The following is an 18,926-nucleotide window of genomic DNA, read 5'->3' on the forward strand; positions in this document are numbered from 1 at the left end:
GTACGAAGCCGGGCGTACGAAGCCGTGCGTACGAAGTCGGTCCTGCCTCAGTCCCGCGTCAGGTGCTCGAACGCGTCCAGGTTCCGCGTCGACTCACCCCGCGACACCCGCCACGCGTACTCCTTGCGGATCGCGCTCGCGAACCCCAGCTCCAGCAGCGTGTTGAACGACCCGTCCGCCGCCTCCAGGACCGACCCCAGCAGCCGGTCGATCTCGTCCTCGGTGACGGCCCCCAGCGGGAGCTTGCCGGTGAGGTAGACGTCGCCGAGGTGGTCGACCGCGTAGCCGACCCCGTACAACTTGAGGTTGCGCTCCAGCAGCCAGCGGTGGACGCCCTCGGCGTTCTCGTCCGGGCGGCGGATCACGAAGGCGTTGACGGAGAGCGCGTGCCGGCCGACGCGCAGGGAGCAGGTCGTGGCCAGCTTGCGGGTGCCGGGGAGGGTGACGACGTACGAACCGGGCTCGGGGCTCTCCCACTCCAGCCCGGCGGAGGCCAGCGCCCGCTCGATGGTTTCTCCGGCGTCGGGCACGGGCGTGGGGCGAGCGTCAGCCATGGTGCGAGCGTACGCGACGGCGGTAGGCCTGGACGGCCGCCGTGTACACGTCCGCCGTGGCCGCCGCCGCCGTGTCCCAGCCGAACGACCGCGCGTGCCGCGCCGCCGCCTCGCCCATCCGGTCCACCAGGTCCGGGTGGTCGAGGAACTCGCGCAGCGCCCGCGCGTACGCCTCCGGCTCGTGGCCCTGGACCAGCATGCCGGTCACCTCGTCCCGTACCGCCACCGGCAGCCCGCCCACCGAGGCCGCCACCACCGGCGTGCCCGCCGCCTGGGCCTCTATCGCGACCAGGCCGAAGGACTCGCTGTACGAGGGCATGACCAGCACGGACGCCGCCCGGAACCAGTCCGCCAGCCGTGCCTGCTCCACCGGCGGCCGGAACTGGACCACATCGCCCAGGCCGAGCCGTGCCGCCAGTTTCTGGAGCCCTTCCGGCTTGGCCAGGCCCGTACCGCTCGGGCCGCCGACCACCGGCACGACCAGCCTCGTCCGCAGCGACGGGTCCTGGTCGAGGAGTACGGCCACGGCGCGCAGGAGCACGTCAGGAGCCTTCAGCGGCTGGATACGGCCCGCGAAGAGCGGGATGAACGCGTCCTGCGGCAGCCCCAGCCGGGCGCGCGCGGCGGCGCGGCCGTCCGCCGGGGAGAAGCAGTCGAGGTTGACGCCCGGGTGCACCACGGCGGCCTTCGAGGGCTCCGCGTCGTAGAAGCGGACGAGGTCCTCGGCCTCCTCCGCCGTGTTGGCGATCAGCCGGTCGGCGGCGCGCACGACCTGGCTCTCGCCGATCACGCGGGCCGCCGGCTCCGGGGTGTCGCCCTCGGCCATCGAGGCGTTCTTGACCTTGGCCATCGTGTGCATGGCGTGGACGAGGGGGACGCCCCAGCGCTCGGCGGCGAGCCAGCCGACGTGTCCCGACAGCCAGTAGTGGGAGTGCACCAGGTCGTAGTGGCCCGGCCGGTTGCCCGCCCACGCCTGCATCACGCCGTGCGTGAAGGCGCAGAGCTGCGCGGGCAGCTCCTCCTTGGCGAGGCCCTCGTACGGTCCGGCGTCCACATGCCGCACGAGGACACCGGGAGCCAGTTCCACGGCGGGGGCCAGCCCGCCGGTCGTGGCGCGGGTGAAGATCTCGACCTCGACGTCGATGGCGGCGAGCCGCTTCGCCAGTTCGACGATGTAGACGTTCATGCCGCCCGCGTCTCCCGTGCCCGGCTGGTGCAGCGGGGAGGTGTGGACGCTGAGCATGGCGACCCGGCGGGGCTTGCGGGGCTGGCCGGGGAGGCGGCGGAGGCGGGACGTCCGGGGCGCGCGCGGGGGGCCCGCCAGCGTGCCGGTGATACGGGACACGTACTGGCTCACGTCTACGGTCCTCTCGCTCACGACAACTGAGCACGACGAAAACGCGCGGTGAAGCGCACGACAAAGAGAGGGTGTGGGACGCCCTCCGGCACCGTTCAACAGCGGAGGGTCCGTCCGCATTTCCGCTTTGCCAAAACGTTGCAGTTCACGGCTCAACCAGCTCAACCGTGATGGGTGGTGCCGGGGCTCGTTACGCTCACCCTTATGGCGTATCGGCCCCCTTCATCCCACGCTGCCCATGCCGCCCACGCTGCCCACGCCGCGGGAACGGCCCGTCCCGTGGGCACGGTCACGCGCGGCACGACCCACCAGAACCGGCTGCGCCGCATGGACCGCTGGATCACCGCCGTACACGGTCCCGCGCTGCGTCGCGCGGCCGATCCGGTCGTGGTGGACCTCGGGTACGGCGCCGCTCCCTGGACCGCCGTCGAACTGCTGCGCCGGCTGCGTACGGCCGAGCCGCGCACCGAGGTCGTCGGCGTCGAGATAGACCCGGCCCGGGTCGCCGCGGCGCTGCCGTACGAACGGGACGGGCTGTGCTTCCGGCACGGCGGGTTCGAGATCCCGCTGGCCGACGGGAGGCGGCCGGTACTGATCCGGGCGGCCAATGTCCTGCGGCAGTACGAGGAGGGCGAGGTCGCCGCCGTCTGGGCGCGGCTGTGCGCCCGGCTCGCGCCGGGCGGGCTGCTGGTGGAGGGGACGTGCGACGAGATCGGGCGGCGGCATGTCTGGGTCGCGCTCGGGCCGGAGGGGCCTCGTACGGTCACGTTCGCGGCTCGCCTCGGTTCCCTCGAGCGTCCCTCCGACCTGGCGGAACGGCTGCCGAAAGCGCTGATCCACCGCAATGTGCCCGGTGAGCCGGTGCACGCGTTCCTGCGCGACTTCGACCGGGCATGGGCGGCGGCGGCCCCGTACGCCTCGCTGGGCGCGCGGCAGCGGTGGATCCGGGCGGTACGGGACGTGGCGGCCGACTGGCCGCTGGCGGACGATCCGCGCCGGCGGCGGCAGGGTGAGGTGACGGTGAACTGGGCGGCGCTCGCGCCGGTTCGGTGAGCCGGAACGGGTGAGGCGCGGAACGCGTGAGGCGCGGAGCCTGTGAGGTTCTGAGGGCCTCTGTCGTTCTGGTGCCGGACATGGCACGATCACATCGGTAATACGAAGTTATGACGTTGCATCAGAAGTGGTCGTCTCGCGTTCTGGTGTGTTCTGACGCCTTCCGGGCTGGGCGTCTTGGGGGTATGTCCGTGAACCGACGTCGCTGTGCGGCCGCGACGGTCACTCTGGTGTGCGCGCTGGCGGTACTGGCCGCGCCGGACCTGAGGATCCATGCGTACGCGACGCCCCGGACCGCCCCGGCGGCACCAGCCGCACTGGGGGCCCCGGCGGCTCCGCCCGTACCGTCCTCCTCGGCTGTACCGTCCCCGTCGGCCGTGGCCCCGCCGCCGGTCGAGTTGCCACCGGGAGCGTCGGGCGGCGCCGGCCGGCCGAGCGACACGGGGGCGGCCTCCGACGCCGCCCCCGACCCCCTCGAAGACGTACGGCGGGAGATCGACGACCTCTACCGCCAGGCCGCCTCCGCCACCGACGCCTACAACCTCGCCGAGGAACAGACCGCCAAGCAGTCGGCCGAGGTCGTCAGGCTCGCCGAGAAGATCGTCCGGAACCAGCTGCGCCTGGAGGACCTCAAGCAGCGCGCCGGGGCCGCCGCCCGTGCGCAGTACCGGAGCGGCGGACTGCCGCCCGAGGCCCGGCTGATGCTCACCGGCGACCCGCAGGGCTTCCTGGACGGCGCGGGCAGGGTCAGGCAGGGCATGAAGGCGACCAACGACCTTCTCGCGGAGCTGACCCGGACCCAGGACGACTTGAAGACGTACACGGCCGACGCCGGTACGCAGTGGGGGAAGCTCGAAGCCGGCCGGCTGAAGAAGGAGAAGGCGAAGAAGGAGATCGAGCGGCGGATCGCCGCCGCCGAGAAGCTCGAGGCGGGCCTGGAGAAGGAGGAGCGCGCCCGGCTGGCCCGGTTGGAGAGCGACGCGGCGGCCAAGGCGCAGGCGGCCTGGCTCGGCTCCGGCGCGCTCGAAGAGATCAACCGGGCGTCGAGCGCGCAGGGCAGGAAGGCGATCGAGTTCGCGACCCGGCAGATCGGCAAGCCGTACGTGTGGGGAGCGGAGGGGCCGGACTCGTACGACTGCTCCGGGCTGACCTCTCAGGCGTGGGCGGCGGCCGGGCGGACCATCCCCCGTACCTCGCAGGAGCAGTGGCGGCTGTTGCCGCGGATCGACATCAAGGACATGCGGCCCGGCGACCTGATCATCTACCACGACGACGCGAGCCATGTGGGCATGTACATAGGCGACGGCGCGATCGTGCACGCGCCCCGGCCGGGGCGGAACGTGACCCTGGCGGGGGCGGGCTCGATGCGGATCCTCGGGGTCGTCCGGCCGGACAGGTGACGGACCCGGGGTGGGCGCGGGCGTAGACGCGGCGCGGGCGGCGTGGGGCCGGGGGCCGGCCGTGCCGAGCGCGCGCCGACCGGCGCGACCCGCCCCGCCCTTCCGCGCCCGCGCCGCCTTCCGTTTCCGTCAGCCGCTCTTCCCGTCGGTCTCCGACTGGAAAAGCTCCTCGGCCTCGGAGACTGAGAAGGCCCGGTCCAGCCAACGAGCCAGAGTGTCCAGATCGGCGCAGCCCATGACGCGCTCCCGGACACTTTCGGGTACGGAGAAACGCGGCGCTGACCAGGCCGGACCCGCCCCGCCGGGATCCGCAGGACATGCCCGGGAGGGGCGGGCAGGTGCAGCATGGGAAAGGAAAAGGACACCTCTTTCTCTGTGGGAGCAGTGAGTCCGATGGCGATATTCATGGACGTCCATCACGGAATGAAGGGCCTCACCCCCGAGCAGTTCCGCCAGGCGCACGACGCGGATCTCGCGATCGAGGGCGAAGAAGGCGTCCACTTCGAGCACGCGTGGGCCGATCCCGAGTCCGGTGATGTCTTCTGCCTCTCGGAGGCGCCTTCGGCGGACGCCGTACGACGCGTCCACGAGCGCGCCGGGCACGCGGCGGACGAGGTCCACCCGGTGGCGTACAGCGCCTGAGGCGCGGGCCGTCCGTTCCTGCACCTGCCGCCTTCCTACCGCTGGAGTTCCCGGACGTCGGCGACCACGCAGCTGACGTTGTCCGGGCCGCCGACGCGGTTGGCGCGGTCGACGAGTTCGCGTACCGCCTGCTCGGGGTCGCTGACCGTCGTGACCACCTGGCGTACCTCCGTCGTCTGTACGACCGTGGACAGTCCGTCGGAGCAGAGCAGGTAGCGGTCTCCCGGCCGGACGTCGTGCAGGCGCATGTCCGGGGCGGCTTCGCCCTCTCCGCCCAGGGCGCGGACGAGCAGCGACCGCTGGGGGTGGACGGTGGCCTCCTCCGCGCTGATGCGCCCCTCGTCGACCATCGACTGCACGACGGTGTGGTCGTGGGTGATCTGGAAGAACTCTCCGTCGCGCGCGAGGTAGCAGCGGGAGTCACCGATGTGGACGAGGGCCAGCTGCGAGCCGGTCCAGAGCAGCGCGGTGAGCGTGGTGCCGACCTCGTCCGGTGAGGATTCGGTTTCGGCCGCGACCACGTGCACGGCTCGCCCCGCCTGTTCGACGGCGTCCTCGAGGATGTTGAGGAGCTCGCCCGCAGGGATCTCGAGGGTTTCGAGGTGCTTGAGGGCGTCGACGGCGGCCGCGCTCGCGGGGGCTCCGCCGCCGCCGAAGCCGTCGGCGACGGCTAGTGCCCCTCCCGGCAACGTTTGCCCCGTCGCGACGCCCGGCACGCGCGCTCGCCGCGTTGGCCAAAAGCCCAGGTAGCTCCGCTACATGGACTTCTGACCGCCTTGCGATCACACGCACCGGACGCCGCTCCTTGACGGGCAAACCTTGCCGGTCGCGGCACTAGCAGGCGGGAGCCGGCGTAGGCGGTGTCCTGGTTGCTCTCGCGGACCAGGCCGGCGTCGGACAGCGCGGCGTAACGGATTTCCAGGGGTTTGGCGGTCGCTGACATGGCGGAGTCCTTCCGGGCCAGGCGGTCGATGAGGAAGGCGGCCAGGTCCCGCCGCGCGCCGGTGTCGGCCTCGACCTGCGCCCAGAACGCCCGTACCTCCTGGGCCGCCGCGGCCGTATCCAGCGTGCGGACACGCTGGATACGGGCCAGCGGCATACCCAGCCGCCGGAGCCAGGCGACCAGCCTGGCCTGTTCCAGCTGTTCCGGGGCGTAGAGGCGGTAGCTGGTCACCGGGTCGACACGGGCGGGCGGCAGCAGGCCGAGTTCGTCGTAGAGGCGCAGTGCCTTCGGCGACAGCCGGGACGCCTTCGCGAACGCCCCGATGGTCAGCAGCCCCATGCCCGCCTCCCCGTCCTTCTTCCTCATGCCGAGCGCGTCGCCCGGCACCACCGATGCTGTGGCCTCCCCTGAGGTGAAGGTCAACCGAGGATTTCGGACCGAGGATTCAGGCGTCTCCGTCGATGGAGACGCCGCCGTCCGCGAAGGCGCCCCGGTCCGTGAAGGCCAGCTCCGCGAAGCGTTCGCCCATCAGGCGGTGGGTGGCGGCGTCCGGGTGGAGTTCGTCGGGCAGCGGCAGCTCGGCGTAGTCGGCCTCGCCGTAGAGGGCGAGGCCGTCGAGGTAGTGGAGGTTCGCGTCCTCGGCGGCCCGCTGCTCCACGATCCGGGCCAGCTCGTCCCGTACGACGCCCAGGGTCAGTTTCCCGCTCGCGCGTTCCGCCGGGTCGCCCGTCGCCCGGAACCGGAGCCGGCCGTCGCCCAGGCCGGAGAAGTCCGGAGCGCTCGGACCCGGCGTGTCCTCGTGGATCGGGCACAGGATGGGCGAGACGACCAGCAGGGGCGTGGTGGGGTGACCTTCGCGGATGGTGTCGAGGAAGCCGTGGACGGCGGGGGTGAAGGCACGCAGGCGCATGAGGTCGGCATTGACCAGGTTGAGGCCGATCTTGACGCTGATCAGATCGGCGGGAGTGTCCCGCAGGGTACGGGCGGTGAACGGGTCGAGCAGGGCGCTGCCGCTGAGGCCCAGGTTGATCAGTTCCACACCGCCGAGGCGGGCGGCGAGTGCGGGCCAGGTGGAGGTGGGGCCGGCCGCGTCGGAGCCGTGGCTGACCGAACTGCCGTGGTGCAGCCACACCCTGCGGCCCGGGTCCCGCGCGGGCTCGACGGGGGCGTTGGTGCGCAGGGCGATGAGTTCGGTGGTCTCGTTGTGCGGCAGCCAGATCTCGATGTCCTTGAGGCCGTTGCCGTTGTCGTCGCCCTTGTCGTTGCCGTCGGGCAGGTCGGTGAAGCGGAGAGTGCCGGCCGGGCCTGGCCGGTGCTCGGCGGTTCCGGTGGTCATGTCGATGGTCAGGGTGTTGCCGCCCGCGACGCTCGCCCGTGCGGCAGGGCGGCCGTCGACGAGCAGTTCGTACACGCCGTCCGGGCGGGGCGGGGCGCCCACGTAGACCCGCTTGGTGCGCCGTGTGTCCAGTTCGACGGCGGTGGCCCGGGTGCGGAAGACCAGCCGTACGCCGGAGGGCTGGGACTCGGCCATGGCCAGTTGCCCGTCTGTGTACTGGGCGCGGGCCCGGGCGGGCAGCCGGTGCGGCAGGACGCCGTGCTCGGTGTGCTCGACGTCGAGGGCTCCGCGCAGGAGGGCAGCGGTGAGGGGAGTGGTGATCCAGTTGCTTTCGGTGTGCATTGCCTCAACCTGTCGTTCCATGTGGCCCGGGTGTGACCGGCTTAGCCGAGTCCGCCGAGTCCGCCGAGTCCGCCGAGTGCGCCGGTTCCGCCGAGTCCGCCGGCCAGTTCCGCAGCAGGGCGTCGAGGGCGTCCATGATCCGCGACCAGGTTTCCCGCGAGTCGGGCGCGCTGTGGCTGAAGCCTCCCCCCAGCTCGAGGGTGACGTAGCCGTGGAAGACGCTGCCCAGCAGCCGGACCGCGTGCGTCGCGTCAGGTTCCGTCAGGTCGTAGCCGCGCAGGATCGCCCGGGTCATCCGCGAGTGTCTGCCGCCGGCGCTGGCGGCGGCCGCCTCCGGGGTGAGCCTCATCTGGGCCGCGGCGTAACGGCCGGGGTGCTCGCGGGCGTAGTCGCGGTAGACGTTCGCCAGGGCGGTCAGGGCGTCCTTGCCGGCCCGCCCGGCCAGGGCCGCGTCGCCCCGGTCGGCGAGTTCCTCCAGGGCGAGGAGGGCGATCCGGGTCTTGAGGTCCTGCGAGTTCTTCACGTGCGAGTACAGACTCGCGACCTTGACGTCGAACCGCCTGGCGAGTTCCGAGACGGTCACCCGGTCGAAGCCGACCTCGTCGGCCAGCTCCGCACCCGCCTGGGTCAGACGTCCCGTGGTCAGCCCTACGCGCACCATGTCCTCGCTCTCGTTGCCGACAACGATTATGCGTTTGCCTAATAAGTTTAGGCAAATTAGCCTCTCGTATATGAAGCCGCTGACTGAGCGCGAGATCCGTACCGCGTTCGTGAACTGCACCAAGGGCGCGGCGAAGCGCCTCTCCGTCCCCCGGGACCTGGCCGAGCGGCCCTGGGGCGACCTGGATTTCCTCGGTTGGCGCGACCCTCAGGCCCCTGACCGGGCCTATCTCGTCATCGAACTGGAGGGCGGGCCGAAGGGGCTCGCGCTGCGGTGCCCCAGTCCTTCCTCCTGGCAGGCGCGGCGCAGCATGTGCACGATGTGCCTCACCACCCATGGCGGCGGCGTCTCCCTGATGGTCGCGCCGAAGGCGGGCAAGGCCGGGCAGCAGGGCAACTCGGTGGGCGCCTACATATGCGGCGACCTCGCCTGCTCGCTGTACGTGCGGGGCAAACGGGACGCGGGCGCCGGCTCACGGCTGCACGAGACGATCACTCTGGAGGAGAAGATCCAGCGGACCGTGGCGAACGTGGCCGCGTTCGTGGCCAAGGTGACCGCGTGACGCTGATCGCCCGCCGGGTCCGCCCGCCGGACCGTACGGCGGGCGGACCCGGCCGGGAATCACGGAACGTCGTCAATCGACCGGTGCCACCCGGATCAGGTTGCCGTCCGGGTCCGCGACGACGAACGTGCGGCCGAAGACCTCGTCGTGTGGTTCCCGCACGGTCGTGACACCCTGCCTTGCCCAGTCCTGGTACTGGCGGTCGATCCGTTCAGGACCGCCGGCCAGCGTGACGCACAGTTCGCTGGTGCGCGGCGGAGTCAGGTCGTGCGAGGCCCGGCTCCACAGGGCGAGTTGAACGCCTCCGGCGAGTTCGAACGCGACGAAGCCGGGTGTTTCGAAGCTCGGCCGCATGTCGAACAGCTCCGAGTAGAAGCGCGCGGACGCGGGTGCGTCGGAGACGTGGACGATGAACATGTTCGGGACTGCCATGAGCGGTCTCCTTCAGTCGGTCTTCGCGAGTCGGTCTTTCCGGGGGCCTGGTCGGCTGACCCGGATGGCCCGCTTCTGAGGAGCCTGGCTGTCATACATGACGGATCCCGTCGTGTTTGCTGAGATTCTGATGCCGTGACGCCAGATCGGTTCTTCGCCCTCTTGCTGGCACTCCGCACACGGGAGGCAATCACCACCGGTGACCTCGCCGGCCAGGTCGGGGTCTCGGTGCGTACTGTGCTCAGAGACCTGCGCTGGCTGCAGGAGGCGGGCTTTCCGGTCCTCGTCGAACGGGGCCGCTGGGGCGGGGTGAGGCTGCTGCCCGGCGGCGCGCTCGACACGTCGCGGCTCACCCCGGCCGAGCGGGACCACCTCGCGCTCGACGGGCTCGACGACGACCAGCGGCGTCAGCTGGGGGCCGGCGCCGACAGCCGCCGAGCCCGCGAGAAGGTCGCGGTGCGTCGACAGCCGGCGCCGTCCCCGCTGCCGCTCAGTGCCGTCGTCACGACCGACAACAGACCGTGGTTCGGGCCGGACACCCGGGGCACCGATCCGAGTGCCATCGTCGGTGACGTGCGCCGGGGAGTGCGGCTGCGCATCCGCTACCGACGATCCGAGGACGTCGAACCGACCTGGCGCGTGGTCGACCCCTACGGACTGCTGGCCAAAGCGGGCCGGTGGTACCTGGTCGCCGACTGCGCGAGCGTCCCTCGGCTGTACTCGCTCGAACGGCTTGCCGACTGGCAGCCGACGCGAGTCCCCCGACGACTGCGGCCCGGGACCACCCTCACCGAGGTGGCGGCGCAACTGACGTCGAGCTGGGAGACGATCGAGACCCTCCAGGTGCACGCGGTGCTCGAAGCCCGCCTGCTCGACCGGGCCCGGCGCATCCTCGGCTCCCGCCTGACCGTCCGGGGCCCGCGATCCGAAGGGGGAGGCGAGGTCCCCGTCGTCGGGCGAGACGCGGTGTCCGTCACGGTGGCGTGCCGAGAGCTCGAGGACGTACGCCAGCTCCTGCAATTCGCGGACGGCCTCACCGTGACCGGTCCCCCCGAAGCCCGCGACCGGATGCGCGAACTCGCGACGCGGACCCTCCACCGGTACGCGTAGGGCGGGCGAGCCCGCCGTGTAACACCGGGGAGGGGCCTCACGCGGCCCGTCACAGCCGCCTCCAGGGTTGTTCACCTTGTCCTTCGTCGCGCGTTCCTTCGTCGCGCGTTCGCCGGCCCGTCAACCGGCTTCCGGTGCGGCGCTCGAGAAGTCGTACGCGGCCCAGTCTGCGAGCGGGCGATAGCCGAGGCGTTGGTAGAGGGCGTTGCTGGTGGGGTTGGACCGGTCGGCGAACAGCACGACCTCCCTCGCGCCCGCGGCCAGCGCGGCCCGGCTCACCTCCGCCGACACGGCGCCCGCGTAGCCGCGACCGCGCAGGTGGGCCGGGGTGTAGACGATGTCGACCTGGACCTGGCCGCCGATCACCGGGTTCATGCCCGCGATGGAGACGGGGGTGCCGTCCGGTGTCTCCCAGAGCGTGTAGCGCTTGTCGGCGTACCGCGTGCCGGCCCACGAGCCGGCGTCGATGGTGACGTCTTCCCCGACGGCCTTGGCGAACTCGCCGCACCAGTACATGGCTTGCTCGAGGTCCTGCTCGCCCAGGACGCGGCTCCGGCCCGTCGGCAGCGGGTCCGGTGGGGTGAGCGTGCCGAGGCGGTACAGCCGGACCTGCGTGTCGCGGAGCTTCGGCGTCGCGCCGGTGTGGCGCTGCCAGGCCTCGGCGAAAGCGGTGGCGGTGTCGTGGTCCGCGCTGACGGAGGGAAGGGGGTGCCCGAGGGCGGACAGGCGGGCGGCGAGGGCGTCGGCCTGTCCGGGGGTGAGCGGGGTGGGGCTCAGGCCGCGGGGCGGGAGGCGGTAGAAGGCGGCGTCAACCTCGCCCGCTCGCTCCAGCACGCCGAAGACGGGGGCCTTGAAGCCGAACGCGGCCGCCCCGCGCGTTCGCAGTCTCTCGGCCCACGTCAGCGGCATGACGTGCAGGCCGGGACGCGAGCGCAGGAAGTCTCCGGCCCGGTCGAGGAAGTCGTCGACGTCTTCGGTGAGGTGCCAGTCGTCCGGTCGCATGCCTCATGGTCCCCCATGCCACGGGTGTACCACCGTGGTTTTCCGCCAGGGCGAGGCCGCGGGGCCGTAGGCCGCGAGGCCGTGGGACCGCCTCACATTGTCCGCGTCTCCGCGCCATGAAGGGGCGATCACCCTGCCCGCAAAGCCCGCAAAGCCCGCGCGACGGGATACCGGGCCACTCAGGACGGCGGGCCATAGCGGGCGGCGATCGCGGCGGCGCGGTCGCGCAGGGAGGTGCGCAGCCACTGCGGCGCCAGGACCTCCGCGCGGGTGGCGTACTGCCACAGGGCCCATTCGGCGTGTCGTGAATCCTGGAAGATCACGTTCAGCCGCAGCCGGCCGTCCGCGTCGGTTTCCTCGGCGCAGACGGCCAGGGCGGTGCCGACCAGGTGCTCTCGCTGCGCCGGGTCCACCCGTACCAGCACGGCGACTTTGTCGCCGCCGGTCCGGAAGCGCGCGTTGCGTTCCTGCCAGGCCCGGTCCAGGTCGACGGTGTCCGGTCGCCGCGCGGGTTCGTCGAGTTCCTCGGCGGCCAGTACCCGGGACAACCGGTAGGTGCGGTCCTCGCCGGCTCTCTTGGCCAGCAGGTAGCCCTGTTCGCGTACGGTGACCAGGCCGATCGGGTCCACCGTGCGCCACTTCGGGGCCTGGTCCACCGCCGCGTAGTGGATGCGCACCTTGTGTCCGGCGAACACCGCGCGCCGGACCTCGGCCACGATGGCGTCGGGCACCTCCTCGGCGGCCACGGGGCGCGAGAGGAGGTCGGTCTCCGGGTCGATGAGTAATCGCTGCGCCGCGCCGGCCGCGGTGTCCCGAAGCTCCTCGGGCAACGCGTCGACCACCTTGAGCATGGCCGAGGCGAGCGCCGAACCGAGCCCGAACAGCTGTGCGCCGCGCCGCGATCCGGCCACGAGCAGGGCGAGCGCCTCGTCGGGATTCAGCCCGGTGAGCGGCATCTGGAAATCGTGCAGAAGTGCGAAACCGCCATGCCGGCCGCGCTCGGCATAGACCGGGACGCCGGCCGCGGACAGCGCCTCTATGTCGCGCAGCACGGTCCGGGTGGACACCTCCAGCTCACGAGCCAGTGTCTCCGCGGTCATCCGACCGCGCTGACGCAGCAGGAGCACCAAGGAAACCAACCGGTCGGCGCGCATGCGAAAACTCTACGAAATACATGACTGATGATGTCACGTTTTCCTGGAAGGCTCCTTTCTGCGACGTCAACGCCCTGCGGGTGCCGAGTCGCTGAACGTACGTATTGTCGGTGAACCGAATGGAGCGAGTCGGTAATGGAACGTAATGCCGTCAACCCGGTGACGTGGTCGGCCGAGATGGGCTTCAACCAGGGTGAGGTCGTCTCCGGGCACTCGCGGACCCTGTACATCTCGGGGCAGACCGCGATGAGCAAGGAAGGCAAGCCCGAGCACGACGGTGACATGGCGGCGCAGCTGGCGCTGAGCATCGACAACATCGAGGCGGTGCTCGCCGAGGCCGGCATGTCCCTCTCGAACCTCGTCCGGCTCAACGTCTACACGACCGACGTCGACCTGCTCTTCCAGCACTACGGTGTGCTGGCGGGCCGGCTGGGCGCGGCTGGGGTCGCGCCGACCACCACCATGCTCGGTGTGACGCGCCTGGCGATCCCCGGCCAGATGGTCGAGCTCGAGGGCACCGCCGTCGCGTGAGGTGACCACGTTTCCACCGCTGCTGCCCGTGCCCGTTCCGCTGAACCGGCACGGGCGACGGGCACGTGGTGCCACGCGCGCTCCCAGCGCTATCCCTCCTCGCCGCGGACGGCACGGCGGAGCCGGACGAGGCGCTCGTGCAGGACGCGCTCCTCGCCGTGGAGCGTGGGGCGGTAGTAGTCCGTCCCCACCAGGTCGTCCGGCGGGTACTGCTGCTCCAGGACTCCCTCGGGGGTCCTGTGGGGGTACCGGTAGCCGATTCCGTTGCCCTGCTCCCTGGCGCCCGCGTAGCGGCTGTACCGCAGGTGAGCGGGGATCTCGCCGACGGCGCCCGCCCGGACGTCGGCCATGGCCTCGTCGACAGCGACGATCACCGTGTTCGACTTCGGGGCCACGGCCAGGTGCACAGTGGCCTGTGCCAGGGCGAGGCGGGCCTCGGGCATGCCGATGAGCTGGACCGTCTGCGCCGCCGCGACGGCGGCCTGCAGCGCCGTGGGGTCGGCCAGCCCGACATCCTCACTGGCGTGCACCACCAGCCGCCGCGCGATGAACCGCGGGTCCTCCCCGGCCACGAGCATGCGGGCCAGGTAGTGCAGCGCGGCGTCGGGGTCCGAGCCGCGGATCGACTTGATGAACGCGCTGACGACGTCGTGGTGCTGGTCGCCCTGCCGGTCGTAGCGGACGGCCGTCTCGGCGACGGCCCGTTCCACCGCGGATACGCCGACCACCGTGCCGCCGGTGCCGGCCACCCCGTCGGCGCTCGCTTCCAGAGCGGTCAGCGCGCTCCGGGCGTCGCCGGCCGCGAGGCGTACGAGGGCGTCCTCGGCCTCGGAGGACAGGGTGACCGCGCCGCCGAGGCCCCGCTCGTCCTTCACCGCACGGCGCAGCAGCTCGCGGACCTCGTCCTCGGCCAGGGACCGGAGTCGCAGCACCAGCAGGCGTGAGAGCAACGGGGACACCACCGAGAAGGACGGGTTCTCGGTGGTGGCCGCGACGAGCAGCACGAGCCCGTCCTCCACGGCGCCGAGGAGCGCGTCCTGCTGGGTCTTGGAGAAACGGTGCACCTCGTCGATGAACAGCACGGTCCGCCGGTTCTGCCGGTCGCGGCGACGGCGCGCGTCGTTCATCACGTCGCGCAGTTCCCTGACCCCGCTGGACAGCGCCGAGAGGGCGACGAAGTGGCGGGAGGCGACATCGGCGAGCAGCCGCGCGAGAGTCGTCTTCCCGGTGCCGGGCGGACCGTGGAGCAGCACCGACGCCGCCTCCCCGCCCTCCGCCAACCGTCGCAGCGGCGCGCCGGGACGCAGCAGATGCGCCTGGCCGACGACCTCGGCGAGCGTGCGCGGCCGCATCCGAACCGCCAGCGGCGCGCCGGCCCGTGCCGGCTCGGCGGGCGGCGTGTCGTCCGATGCCGGTAACAGTCCGTTGTCCGCTGTCGGTAACGCGAACAGGCCCTCGTCCTCGGCGGCCATCACTCCACCCGTCCTTCGGGACGGTCGGGGGACGGTGCTCTGCTGGTCACGCGCGGCGGCCCTTCCTCGGTGGACACGTCACTCATGCGTTCTCGGCGGCTACGCGTACAGCGTTCCCCGGGCGACGACCACGGCGGACCCCGCCACCTGGACCGAGTCGATCCGTTCCGGCGTGCCCGTCGCGCGAGCACGCATCGTCGAAGGACGACCCATCTCCACCCCCTGGCGGATCTCGATCCACTCCCCGAACGGGATCAGCCCGTGCCGGGCCAAGTGTACCGGGAGCGAGCCGGCGGCCGAGCCTGTGGCCGCGTCCTCCACCACGCCGTAGGCGGGCGAGAACATGCGCAGCCGCCACCGGTTCCCCGAGCCCGCGAAGCAGTTGGCGGCCATGTCGGGCAGCCTCGCGAGAATCCTCTGGTCCGGCTCCAGGGCGGAGAGCGCCGCCACACTGTCCAGGCCGACGAACACGTGCCGCGGGCCGTTGTCGTAGACCTCGACCGGCAGGGTGCTGCCGGTGGCCGCCAGGTCGAGACCGGCGAGCAGTTCGTCCGCGCGGTCGTAGGTTTCCCACGTCGGGAGGGGCTGCCACATGCCGGCCGCGACGGTCCGGCCGTCGTCGTCACGCTCGAGTTCGAACGCCACGGTGCCCTTGGCGGTCTCCATCCGGAGTTCCTTCGCCTCGTGCGACTCGCCGAGCACCACGGCCGTGCCCAGGGTGGGATGTCCGGCGAACGGCAACTCGTTCACCGGAGTGAAGATGCGGACCCGCACGTCGCCGTCGTCCTGCGCGGGGAGGACGAAGACGGTCTCGGACAAGTGCATCTCCCGCGCGATCCGCTGCATGCGCTCGGTGGAGAGGCCGGAGGCGTCCAGGAAGACCGCGGTCGGGTTTCCTTCCAGCGGGGCGTCGGTGAAGACGTCGGTCACCACATATGCGTACGTACCCATGGGTTCCGTTTCTCGTAAGGGGGCGCCGGGAGTCGTCCGCCGGACGCCGTGGCGAGGTCAGTGGGTGTCGAACAGGGCCTGGTACTGGGCGACTGCCTTCTCGGTGGCCGCACGCTCGTCGAGGGTCGGGTGGAAGGGATCGGCGGCCGGCGGCAGGGCACCGAATTTCAGCAGTGCGGCCATGAGGAGCATGCGCGCCTTGGTGGCCGTGAGGTTGTTGCCCGAGACGAACGTCGGGTCGGTGCGGTACGCCATGCCCCCGGTGTTGCCGCGGCCGGTGCGGACCACCGGCATGCCGGCGAAGACGGCGACACCCAGCGCCGCGTTCCTCGCCGGGTCGGCCATCCCGAACGGTGACATGCCTTCGCACACGAAACCGGACAGGGGCGCGTTGCCGAGGTTGGCGTCGATCCGGGCGAGGATCTCGACCTCCTCCTCGGCGACGGGCGGGTTGTCGGTGCCGGTTCCCGTGGCCGCGTACCGGCTGTACTTGGTGAGGGAGACGTGCGGCATGGCGGTGGGTACGAGCCCCGCGGCGTCCTTCGTCTCGACGTCGACCGAGGACACGCCCGAGTCCAGGCTCCCGGCGACGCCGGCCACCCGCTCGGGGAGGACGGTGAGGCGCAGTTCCGAGCGGTGGGAGTGGAGACGGACGGGGAGGTAGGTGAGCTGCGGGGGGCCGTAGCCGCCGAGGTCGGCGACCACTCCTCCGTGGCCGCCGGTGACCTCGTACCCGCCCGGCCGGGCGTCGACCTTGGTCACGTCCCGGGCCGAGTAGACGAGTTCGTCGACGATCACGCAGGCACCGACGCGGTCCTCGCCCCGTTCGTCCAGGGCGACGCCCGACGCGATGAACTTCACGCCGTCCACCACGTTGCGGTCGCCGTCCGCGCTCAGTGACTGGTGGCGGCGCTGCGCCGCGTGTCCGACGAGCGGCACCTTCGTGTCGATCACCAGGCCGAGCCAGTACAGGGTCTCGTCGACGGTCGGGCTCCCCTCGAGCCACTGGACGCCGGCGAACTCCCCCGTGGCGAGGACGGCCTGGACCTGGTTGGTCGCCCGGGCGAGGTGCGCCAGGCCGGGCTCGCTCTGGAGGTGGTACGGGTAGTAGACGAAGAAGTCCTGCCCGAGGCGCTCGGACTCCGGGCCCAGGGTGTATCCACCGGACGGAGCCGCGCGGAAGAACTCGAACTCGGCGATGGACCCCAGCTCGACGGGGGTGCCGTGGTCGGCGAGGCCGAACCGCTCGATCTCCTCGTAGAGGCGGCGGGCGTCGGGATAGAACGTCTGCCGGGCGGCTCCCGGTGGTGCGTACGGTGCCGTCGAGGTCTCCTCCCAGGCGGACCCGTCCGCCTGCCTCCCCATGTAGGGAAGGGGGTAGAGACCGTCGGCGGGGTCGAGTTCGACGACGTACACCGGGGTGGCTCCGTCGGGCGGCCGCTCGGCGTGGAACGTGCCGTCCTCGTCGAGCCAGCCGTCCGGCGGGGCGTACAGTCCTGCCGCGTCCCTTTCGAGCGGGTGTGCGCTGAACGCCTCGACGTACAACGTCGCGGGCGCGGCGAGTCGTTGGGGACGCAGGATGTCGAACCGGGAGGGGCGGAGCGGCAGACCGTGGCGTGCGCGGGCCTTGTTCGACGTGACCAGGTCCGGTGTGTTCAGGATCGTCGCCGTCGGTCCGGCGAACACCGCGATCCGCGGCAGCGGCGTGCCGGGACGAAGCGTGTCGTCCGTCACAGCGGCCTCAGGTGTTCGACGGTGACGGGGTGCTGTTCGGCCAGCCGCCGGGCGACCAGCGACCGGTGGCACGCCTCGGGGTCACGCTCGACGCAGAACAGCGTCGAGACGCCGCCGCTCGGCAGCGCCGCCACGACCGGATCGAGGTCGGCCGGGTCGAGGATCTCGGCGGTGTAGCGACGGGTGTACTCGGCGGCGAGCTCGCGGCGGGAGCGCTTGCCGACCCCTTGGCGGTCGTCCTCGGCGTACTGGAGGTGACGCAGTTCGGTGGTCGGGGCGAGTTCGCGGTGGTGCCGGTAGGCGATCCCGGCCTCGGCGAGGGCCGCCTGCAGCCGGCGTGAGTTCGCCCAGGCGTAGTCCGGTCCGCGGACCCCGCGGCGCTGACGTACGTCGAGCAGCAGGCGCACGTCCGCCTGACGCAGTCGTTCCAGGAAGGAATCGCCGTCGAAGCCGTAGACGCCGATCGTTGCCAACTTGAGCACCGCGGACCTCCTGTTCGCGCTGTTGTTGGTGCCCCGTCCGGTTGTGCCCCACCCGACGGGCGTGTCCCGCTTGTTGAGCGGTGACTCCGCCCGGGGCGCGTTCTCCGCGCACCCCGTGCCGTTACGGGGTGCGCGGTGCGACGATCAGGGCGGTCGTCTCCATGGGCAGTTCCGCGGTCCCGGCGATCTCCAGGCCGGCGCGGTTCAGCAGCCGCGTGATCCGGCCGACGCTGCGGTGCTCGCCGCCCGTCGTCACCAGGAGGTGCAGGTCCCACAGGGCGGGCAGCACGGTGGAGTTATCGTCCTCGACGAACCTGTCGAGGATCAACAGCCGTGAGGAGGAGTCCGCCATGGCCCGGCGGCAGTGCTCGAAGACGCCGACGACGGCTTCGTCGTCGTGCCCGGCCAGCACCCGGCAGAGGATGTAGACGTCCCCGCCCGCCGGGACGCCCTGGAACATGTCGCCCGCGACCAGCTCGGCACGGTCCGGGCCGACGGTGGCGGACAGGTGTTCACGCGCCTTGGGCATCATGTGCTCGCGGTCGAAGAGCGTGCCCCTGGCGTCCGGCGTGGCGCCGAGGATCGTGGCGAGCAGATGCCCGCCGCCGCCACCGACGTCCACGACCTTCTTGCCGGAGAAGTCGAAGACCTCGGGCACCTGGTGGAAGAACATGCTCGCGGCGTTCATGGTGAGCTGGAACCGGCGGGCGGTGGCCGCGTCCTGTCCCAGGTACTCGTAGAACGGCCGGCCGTAAGCGGCTTCGAACCCCGAGCTCTCCGTGCTGATGGCGTGGTGGGCGTGACCCCACGCGGAGTAGAACTCCTCGCCGTACAGCAGGCACATGTCGCTCAGGGACTGGGGGCCTTCGAGGACCGCGGCGCTCACCCGGGTACAGCGGTAGCCGGTGGACTCGCTGCCCTCGAACACGCCCATGGCCACCAGCAGGCGCATCAGACGGTGGATGCCCTGCTCGTTCGCCCCGGTCGCCCTGGCCAGTTCGGCGGCGGTGGCACGGCCGGCCTCGATGTGGTCGGGCAGTCCCAGTTTGACCGCGGTGTAGAGCGCCTGCGCCTTCCATCCTCCGGTGATGATGTCGACCACGTCCCGAGTGGCCTGTACGTCGACTGTCATTGAACCCTCACCATCCCGGCTTCCCGGCCGAGGCCGGTCCGCCCGCTTCGCCGCGGTCCGCCACGGCACTCCACAA

At 71.6% G+C, this 18,926-nt stretch carries 18 protein-coding genes and 2 pseudogenes; 6 read left to right on the forward strand and 14 right to left on the reverse strand.

Annotated features, from left to right (window positions below; translation table 11 throughout):
• Positions 1-47 precede the first annotated feature (47 nt).
• Both ACU6P3_RS18115 and mshA read right to left on the reverse strand, forming a co-directional pair.
• Positions 48-554, reverse strand: a complete 507-nt coding sequence (locus ACU6P3_RS18115; protein ID WP_447193218.1) for a type III secretion system chaperone family protein — start codon at positions 552-554, stop codon at positions 48-50.
• Entirely contained in the window at positions 547-1,911 is a 1,365-nt protein-coding gene (mshA, locus tag ACU6P3_RS18120; RefSeq protein ID WP_447193219.1) for a D-inositol-3-phosphate glycosyltransferase, read from the reverse strand. The genes ACU6P3_RS18115 and mshA overlap by 8 nt, the downstream gene beginning before the upstream one ends.
• Before the next feature lie 327 nt (positions 1,912-2,238).
• Here mshA and ACU6P3_RS18125 point away from each other — a divergent pair, with 327 nt between their 5' ends.
• The 3 genes from ACU6P3_RS18125 (at position 2,239) to ACU6P3_RS18135 (ending at position 5,006) form a co-directional block, all read left to right on the forward strand.
• Positions 2,239-2,964 (forward strand): class I SAM-dependent methyltransferase, encoded by a 726-nt coding sequence (locus ACU6P3_RS18125; protein WP_447197944.1) that lies wholly within the window; start codon positions 2,239-2,241, stop codon positions 2,962-2,964.
• A gap of 191 nt (positions 2,965-3,155) precedes the next feature.
• Positions 3,156-4,364, forward strand: a complete 1,209-nt coding sequence (locus ACU6P3_RS18130) for a C40 family peptidase (RefSeq protein WP_447197945.1) — start codon at positions 3,156-3,158, stop codon at positions 4,362-4,364.
• A gap of 393 nt (positions 4,365-4,757) precedes the next feature.
• On the forward strand, positions 4,758-5,006 hold the full coding sequence (locus ACU6P3_RS18135; protein WP_447193220.1) for an SCO4226 family nickel-binding protein: 249 nt from the start codon (positions 4,758-4,760) through the stop codon (positions 5,004-5,006).
• 35 nt (positions 5,007-5,041) lie between these two features.
• Here ACU6P3_RS18135 and ACU6P3_RS18140 read toward each other — a convergent pair.
• The 4 genes and pseudogenes from ACU6P3_RS18140 to ACU6P3_RS18155 all read right to left on the reverse strand — a co-directional run.
• Positions 5,042-5,680 (reverse strand): annotated as a pseudogene (locus ACU6P3_RS18140) (PP2C family protein-serine/threonine phosphatase); the annotation flags it as partial.
• Positions 5,681-5,844: 164 nt separating this feature from the next.
• Positions 5,845-6,288 (reverse strand): annotated as a pseudogene (locus ACU6P3_RS18145) (MerR family transcriptional regulator); the annotation flags it as partial.
• A 106-nt stretch (positions 6,289-6,394) separates the two neighbouring features.
• Positions 6,395-7,627, reverse strand: coding sequence for a GDSL-type esterase/lipase family protein (locus ACU6P3_RS18150; protein WP_447193221.1), 1,233 nt, complete (start codon positions 7,625-7,627; stop codon positions 6,395-6,397).
• A gap of 4 nt (positions 7,628-7,631) precedes the next feature.
• A complete protein-coding gene (locus ACU6P3_RS18155; RefSeq protein WP_447193222.1) occupies positions 7,632-8,288 on the reverse strand; it encodes a TetR/AcrR family transcriptional regulator in 657 nt (218 codons plus the stop codon).
• Positions 8,289-8,358: 70 nt separating this feature from the next.
• Between ACU6P3_RS18155 and ACU6P3_RS18160 the strand changes: the two genes are divergently transcribed.
• Positions 8,359-8,850: an FBP domain-containing protein gene (locus tag ACU6P3_RS18160; protein WP_447193223.1), complete on the forward strand. Its 492-nt coding sequence runs from the start codon at positions 8,359-8,361 to the stop codon at positions 8,848-8,850.
• Positions 8,851-8,922: 72 nt separating this feature from the next.
• Here the strand turns inward: ACU6P3_RS18160 and ACU6P3_RS18165 are convergent, their stop codons facing one another.
• The gene (locus ACU6P3_RS18165) at positions 8,923-9,282 is read right to left on the reverse strand and encodes a VOC family protein (RefSeq protein ID WP_447193224.1); all 360 of its coding nucleotides are present in this window, start codon (positions 9,280-9,282) and stop codon (positions 8,923-8,925) included.
• Between the two features lie 135 nt (positions 9,283-9,417).
• On the opposite strand from ACU6P3_RS18165, the gene ACU6P3_RS18170 reads away from it, so the two are divergent.
• Positions 9,418-10,392 (forward strand): helix-turn-helix transcriptional regulator, encoded by a 975-nt coding sequence (locus tag ACU6P3_RS18170; RefSeq protein ID WP_447193225.1) that lies wholly within the window; start codon positions 9,418-9,420, stop codon positions 10,390-10,392.
• 120 nt (positions 10,393-10,512) lie between these two features.
• Here the strand turns inward: ACU6P3_RS18170 and ACU6P3_RS18175 are convergent, their stop codons facing one another.
• Both ACU6P3_RS18175 and ACU6P3_RS18180 read right to left on the reverse strand, forming a co-directional pair.
• Positions 10,513-11,394, reverse strand: a complete 882-nt coding sequence (locus ACU6P3_RS18175) for a GNAT family N-acetyltransferase (RefSeq protein ID WP_447193226.1) — start codon at positions 11,392-11,394, stop codon at positions 10,513-10,515.
• A gap of 179 nt (positions 11,395-11,573) precedes the next feature.
• Entirely contained in the window at positions 11,574-12,548 is a 975-nt protein-coding gene (locus ACU6P3_RS18180; protein WP_447193227.1) for a helix-turn-helix transcriptional regulator, read from the reverse strand.
• Positions 12,549-12,683: 135 nt separating this feature from the next.
• Between ACU6P3_RS18180 and ACU6P3_RS18185 the strand changes: the two genes are divergently transcribed.
• Positions 12,684-13,079, forward strand: a complete 396-nt coding sequence (locus ACU6P3_RS18185; protein WP_447193228.1) for a RidA family protein — start codon at positions 12,684-12,686, stop codon at positions 13,077-13,079.
• An 89-nt stretch (positions 13,080-13,168) separates the two neighbouring features.
• On the opposite strand, the gene ACU6P3_RS18190 is transcribed toward ACU6P3_RS18185, so the two are convergent.
• The 5 genes from ACU6P3_RS18190 to ACU6P3_RS18210 form a co-directional block, all read right to left on the reverse strand.
• The gene (locus ACU6P3_RS18190; protein WP_447193229.1) at positions 13,169-14,551 is read right to left on the reverse strand and encodes a replication-associated recombination protein A; all 1,383 of its coding nucleotides are present in this window, start codon (positions 14,549-14,551) and stop codon (positions 13,169-13,171) included.
• A gap of 99 nt (positions 14,552-14,650) precedes the next feature.
• Entirely contained in the window at positions 14,651-15,502 is an 852-nt protein-coding gene (locus tag ACU6P3_RS18195) for a PhzF family protein (protein ID WP_447193230.1), read from the reverse strand.
• A 57-nt stretch (positions 15,503-15,559) separates the two neighbouring features.
• Positions 15,560-17,236: an asparaginase domain-containing protein gene (locus ACU6P3_RS18200; RefSeq protein WP_447193231.1), complete on the reverse strand. Its 1,677-nt coding sequence runs from the start codon at positions 17,234-17,236 to the stop codon at positions 15,560-15,562.
• The gene (locus ACU6P3_RS18205) at positions 17,233-17,718 is read right to left on the reverse strand and encodes a DUF488 domain-containing protein (protein ID WP_447193232.1); all 486 of its coding nucleotides are present in this window, start codon (positions 17,716-17,718) and stop codon (positions 17,233-17,235) included. Before ACU6P3_RS18205 ends, ACU6P3_RS18200 begins: the two co-directional genes overlap by 4 nt.
• A gap of 121 nt (positions 17,719-17,839) precedes the next feature.
• Positions 17,840-18,850, reverse strand: a complete 1,011-nt coding sequence (locus tag ACU6P3_RS18210) for a methyltransferase (protein ID WP_447193233.1) — start codon at positions 18,848-18,850, stop codon at positions 17,840-17,842.
• Between the last annotated feature and the right edge of the window lie 76 nt (positions 18,851-18,926).

The sequence above is a fragment of the Streptomyces hebeiensis genome (assembly GCF_052983195.1).

Coding starts and splice junctions, on each gene's coding strand:
- ACU6P3_RS18115 (WP_447193218.1), bottom strand. CDS start 554: ATGGCTGACGCTCGCCCCACGCCCGTGCCCGACGCCGGAGAAACCATC.
- ACU6P3_RS18125 (WP_447197944.1), top strand. CDS start 2,239: ATGGACCGCTGGATCACCGCCGTACACGGTCCCGCGCTGCGTCGCGCG.
- ACU6P3_RS18135 (WP_447193220.1), top strand. CDS start 4,758: ATGGCGATATTCATGGACGTCCATCACGGAATGAAGGGCCTCACCCCC.
- ACU6P3_RS18150 (WP_447193221.1), bottom strand. CDS start 7,627: ATGCACACCGAAAGCAACTGGATCACCACTCCCCTCACCGCTGCCCTC.
- ACU6P3_RS18155 (WP_447193222.1), bottom strand. CDS start 8,288: ATGGTGCGCGTAGGGCTGACCACGGGACGTCTGACCCAGGCGGGTGCG.
- ACU6P3_RS18160 (WP_447193223.1), top strand. CDS start 8,359: ATGAAGCCGCTGACTGAGCGCGAGATCCGTACCGCGTTCGTGAACTGC.
- ACU6P3_RS18165 (WP_447193224.1), bottom strand. CDS start 9,282: ATGGCAGTCCCGAACATGTTCATCGTCCACGTCTCCGACGCACCCGCG.
- ACU6P3_RS18175 (WP_447193226.1), bottom strand. CDS start 11,394: ATGCGACCGGACGACTGGCACCTCACCGAAGACGTCGACGACTTCCTC.
- ACU6P3_RS18180 (WP_447193227.1), bottom strand. CDS start 12,548: ATGCGCGCCGACCGGTTGGTTTCCTTGGTGCTCCTGCTGCGTCAGCGC.
- ACU6P3_RS18185 (WP_447193228.1), top strand. CDS start 12,684: ATGGAACGTAATGCCGTCAACCCGGTGACGTGGTCGGCCGAGATGGGC.
- ACU6P3_RS18190 (WP_447193229.1), bottom strand. CDS start 14,551: ATGGCCGCCGAGGACGAGGGCCTGTTCGCGTTACCGACAGCGGACAAC.
- ACU6P3_RS18195 (WP_447193230.1), bottom strand. CDS start 15,502: ATGGGTACGTACGCATATGTGGTGACCGACGTCTTCACCGACGCCCCG.
- ACU6P3_RS18210 (WP_447193233.1), bottom strand. CDS start 18,850: ATGACAGTCGACGTACAGGCCACTCGGGACGTGGTCGACATCATCACC.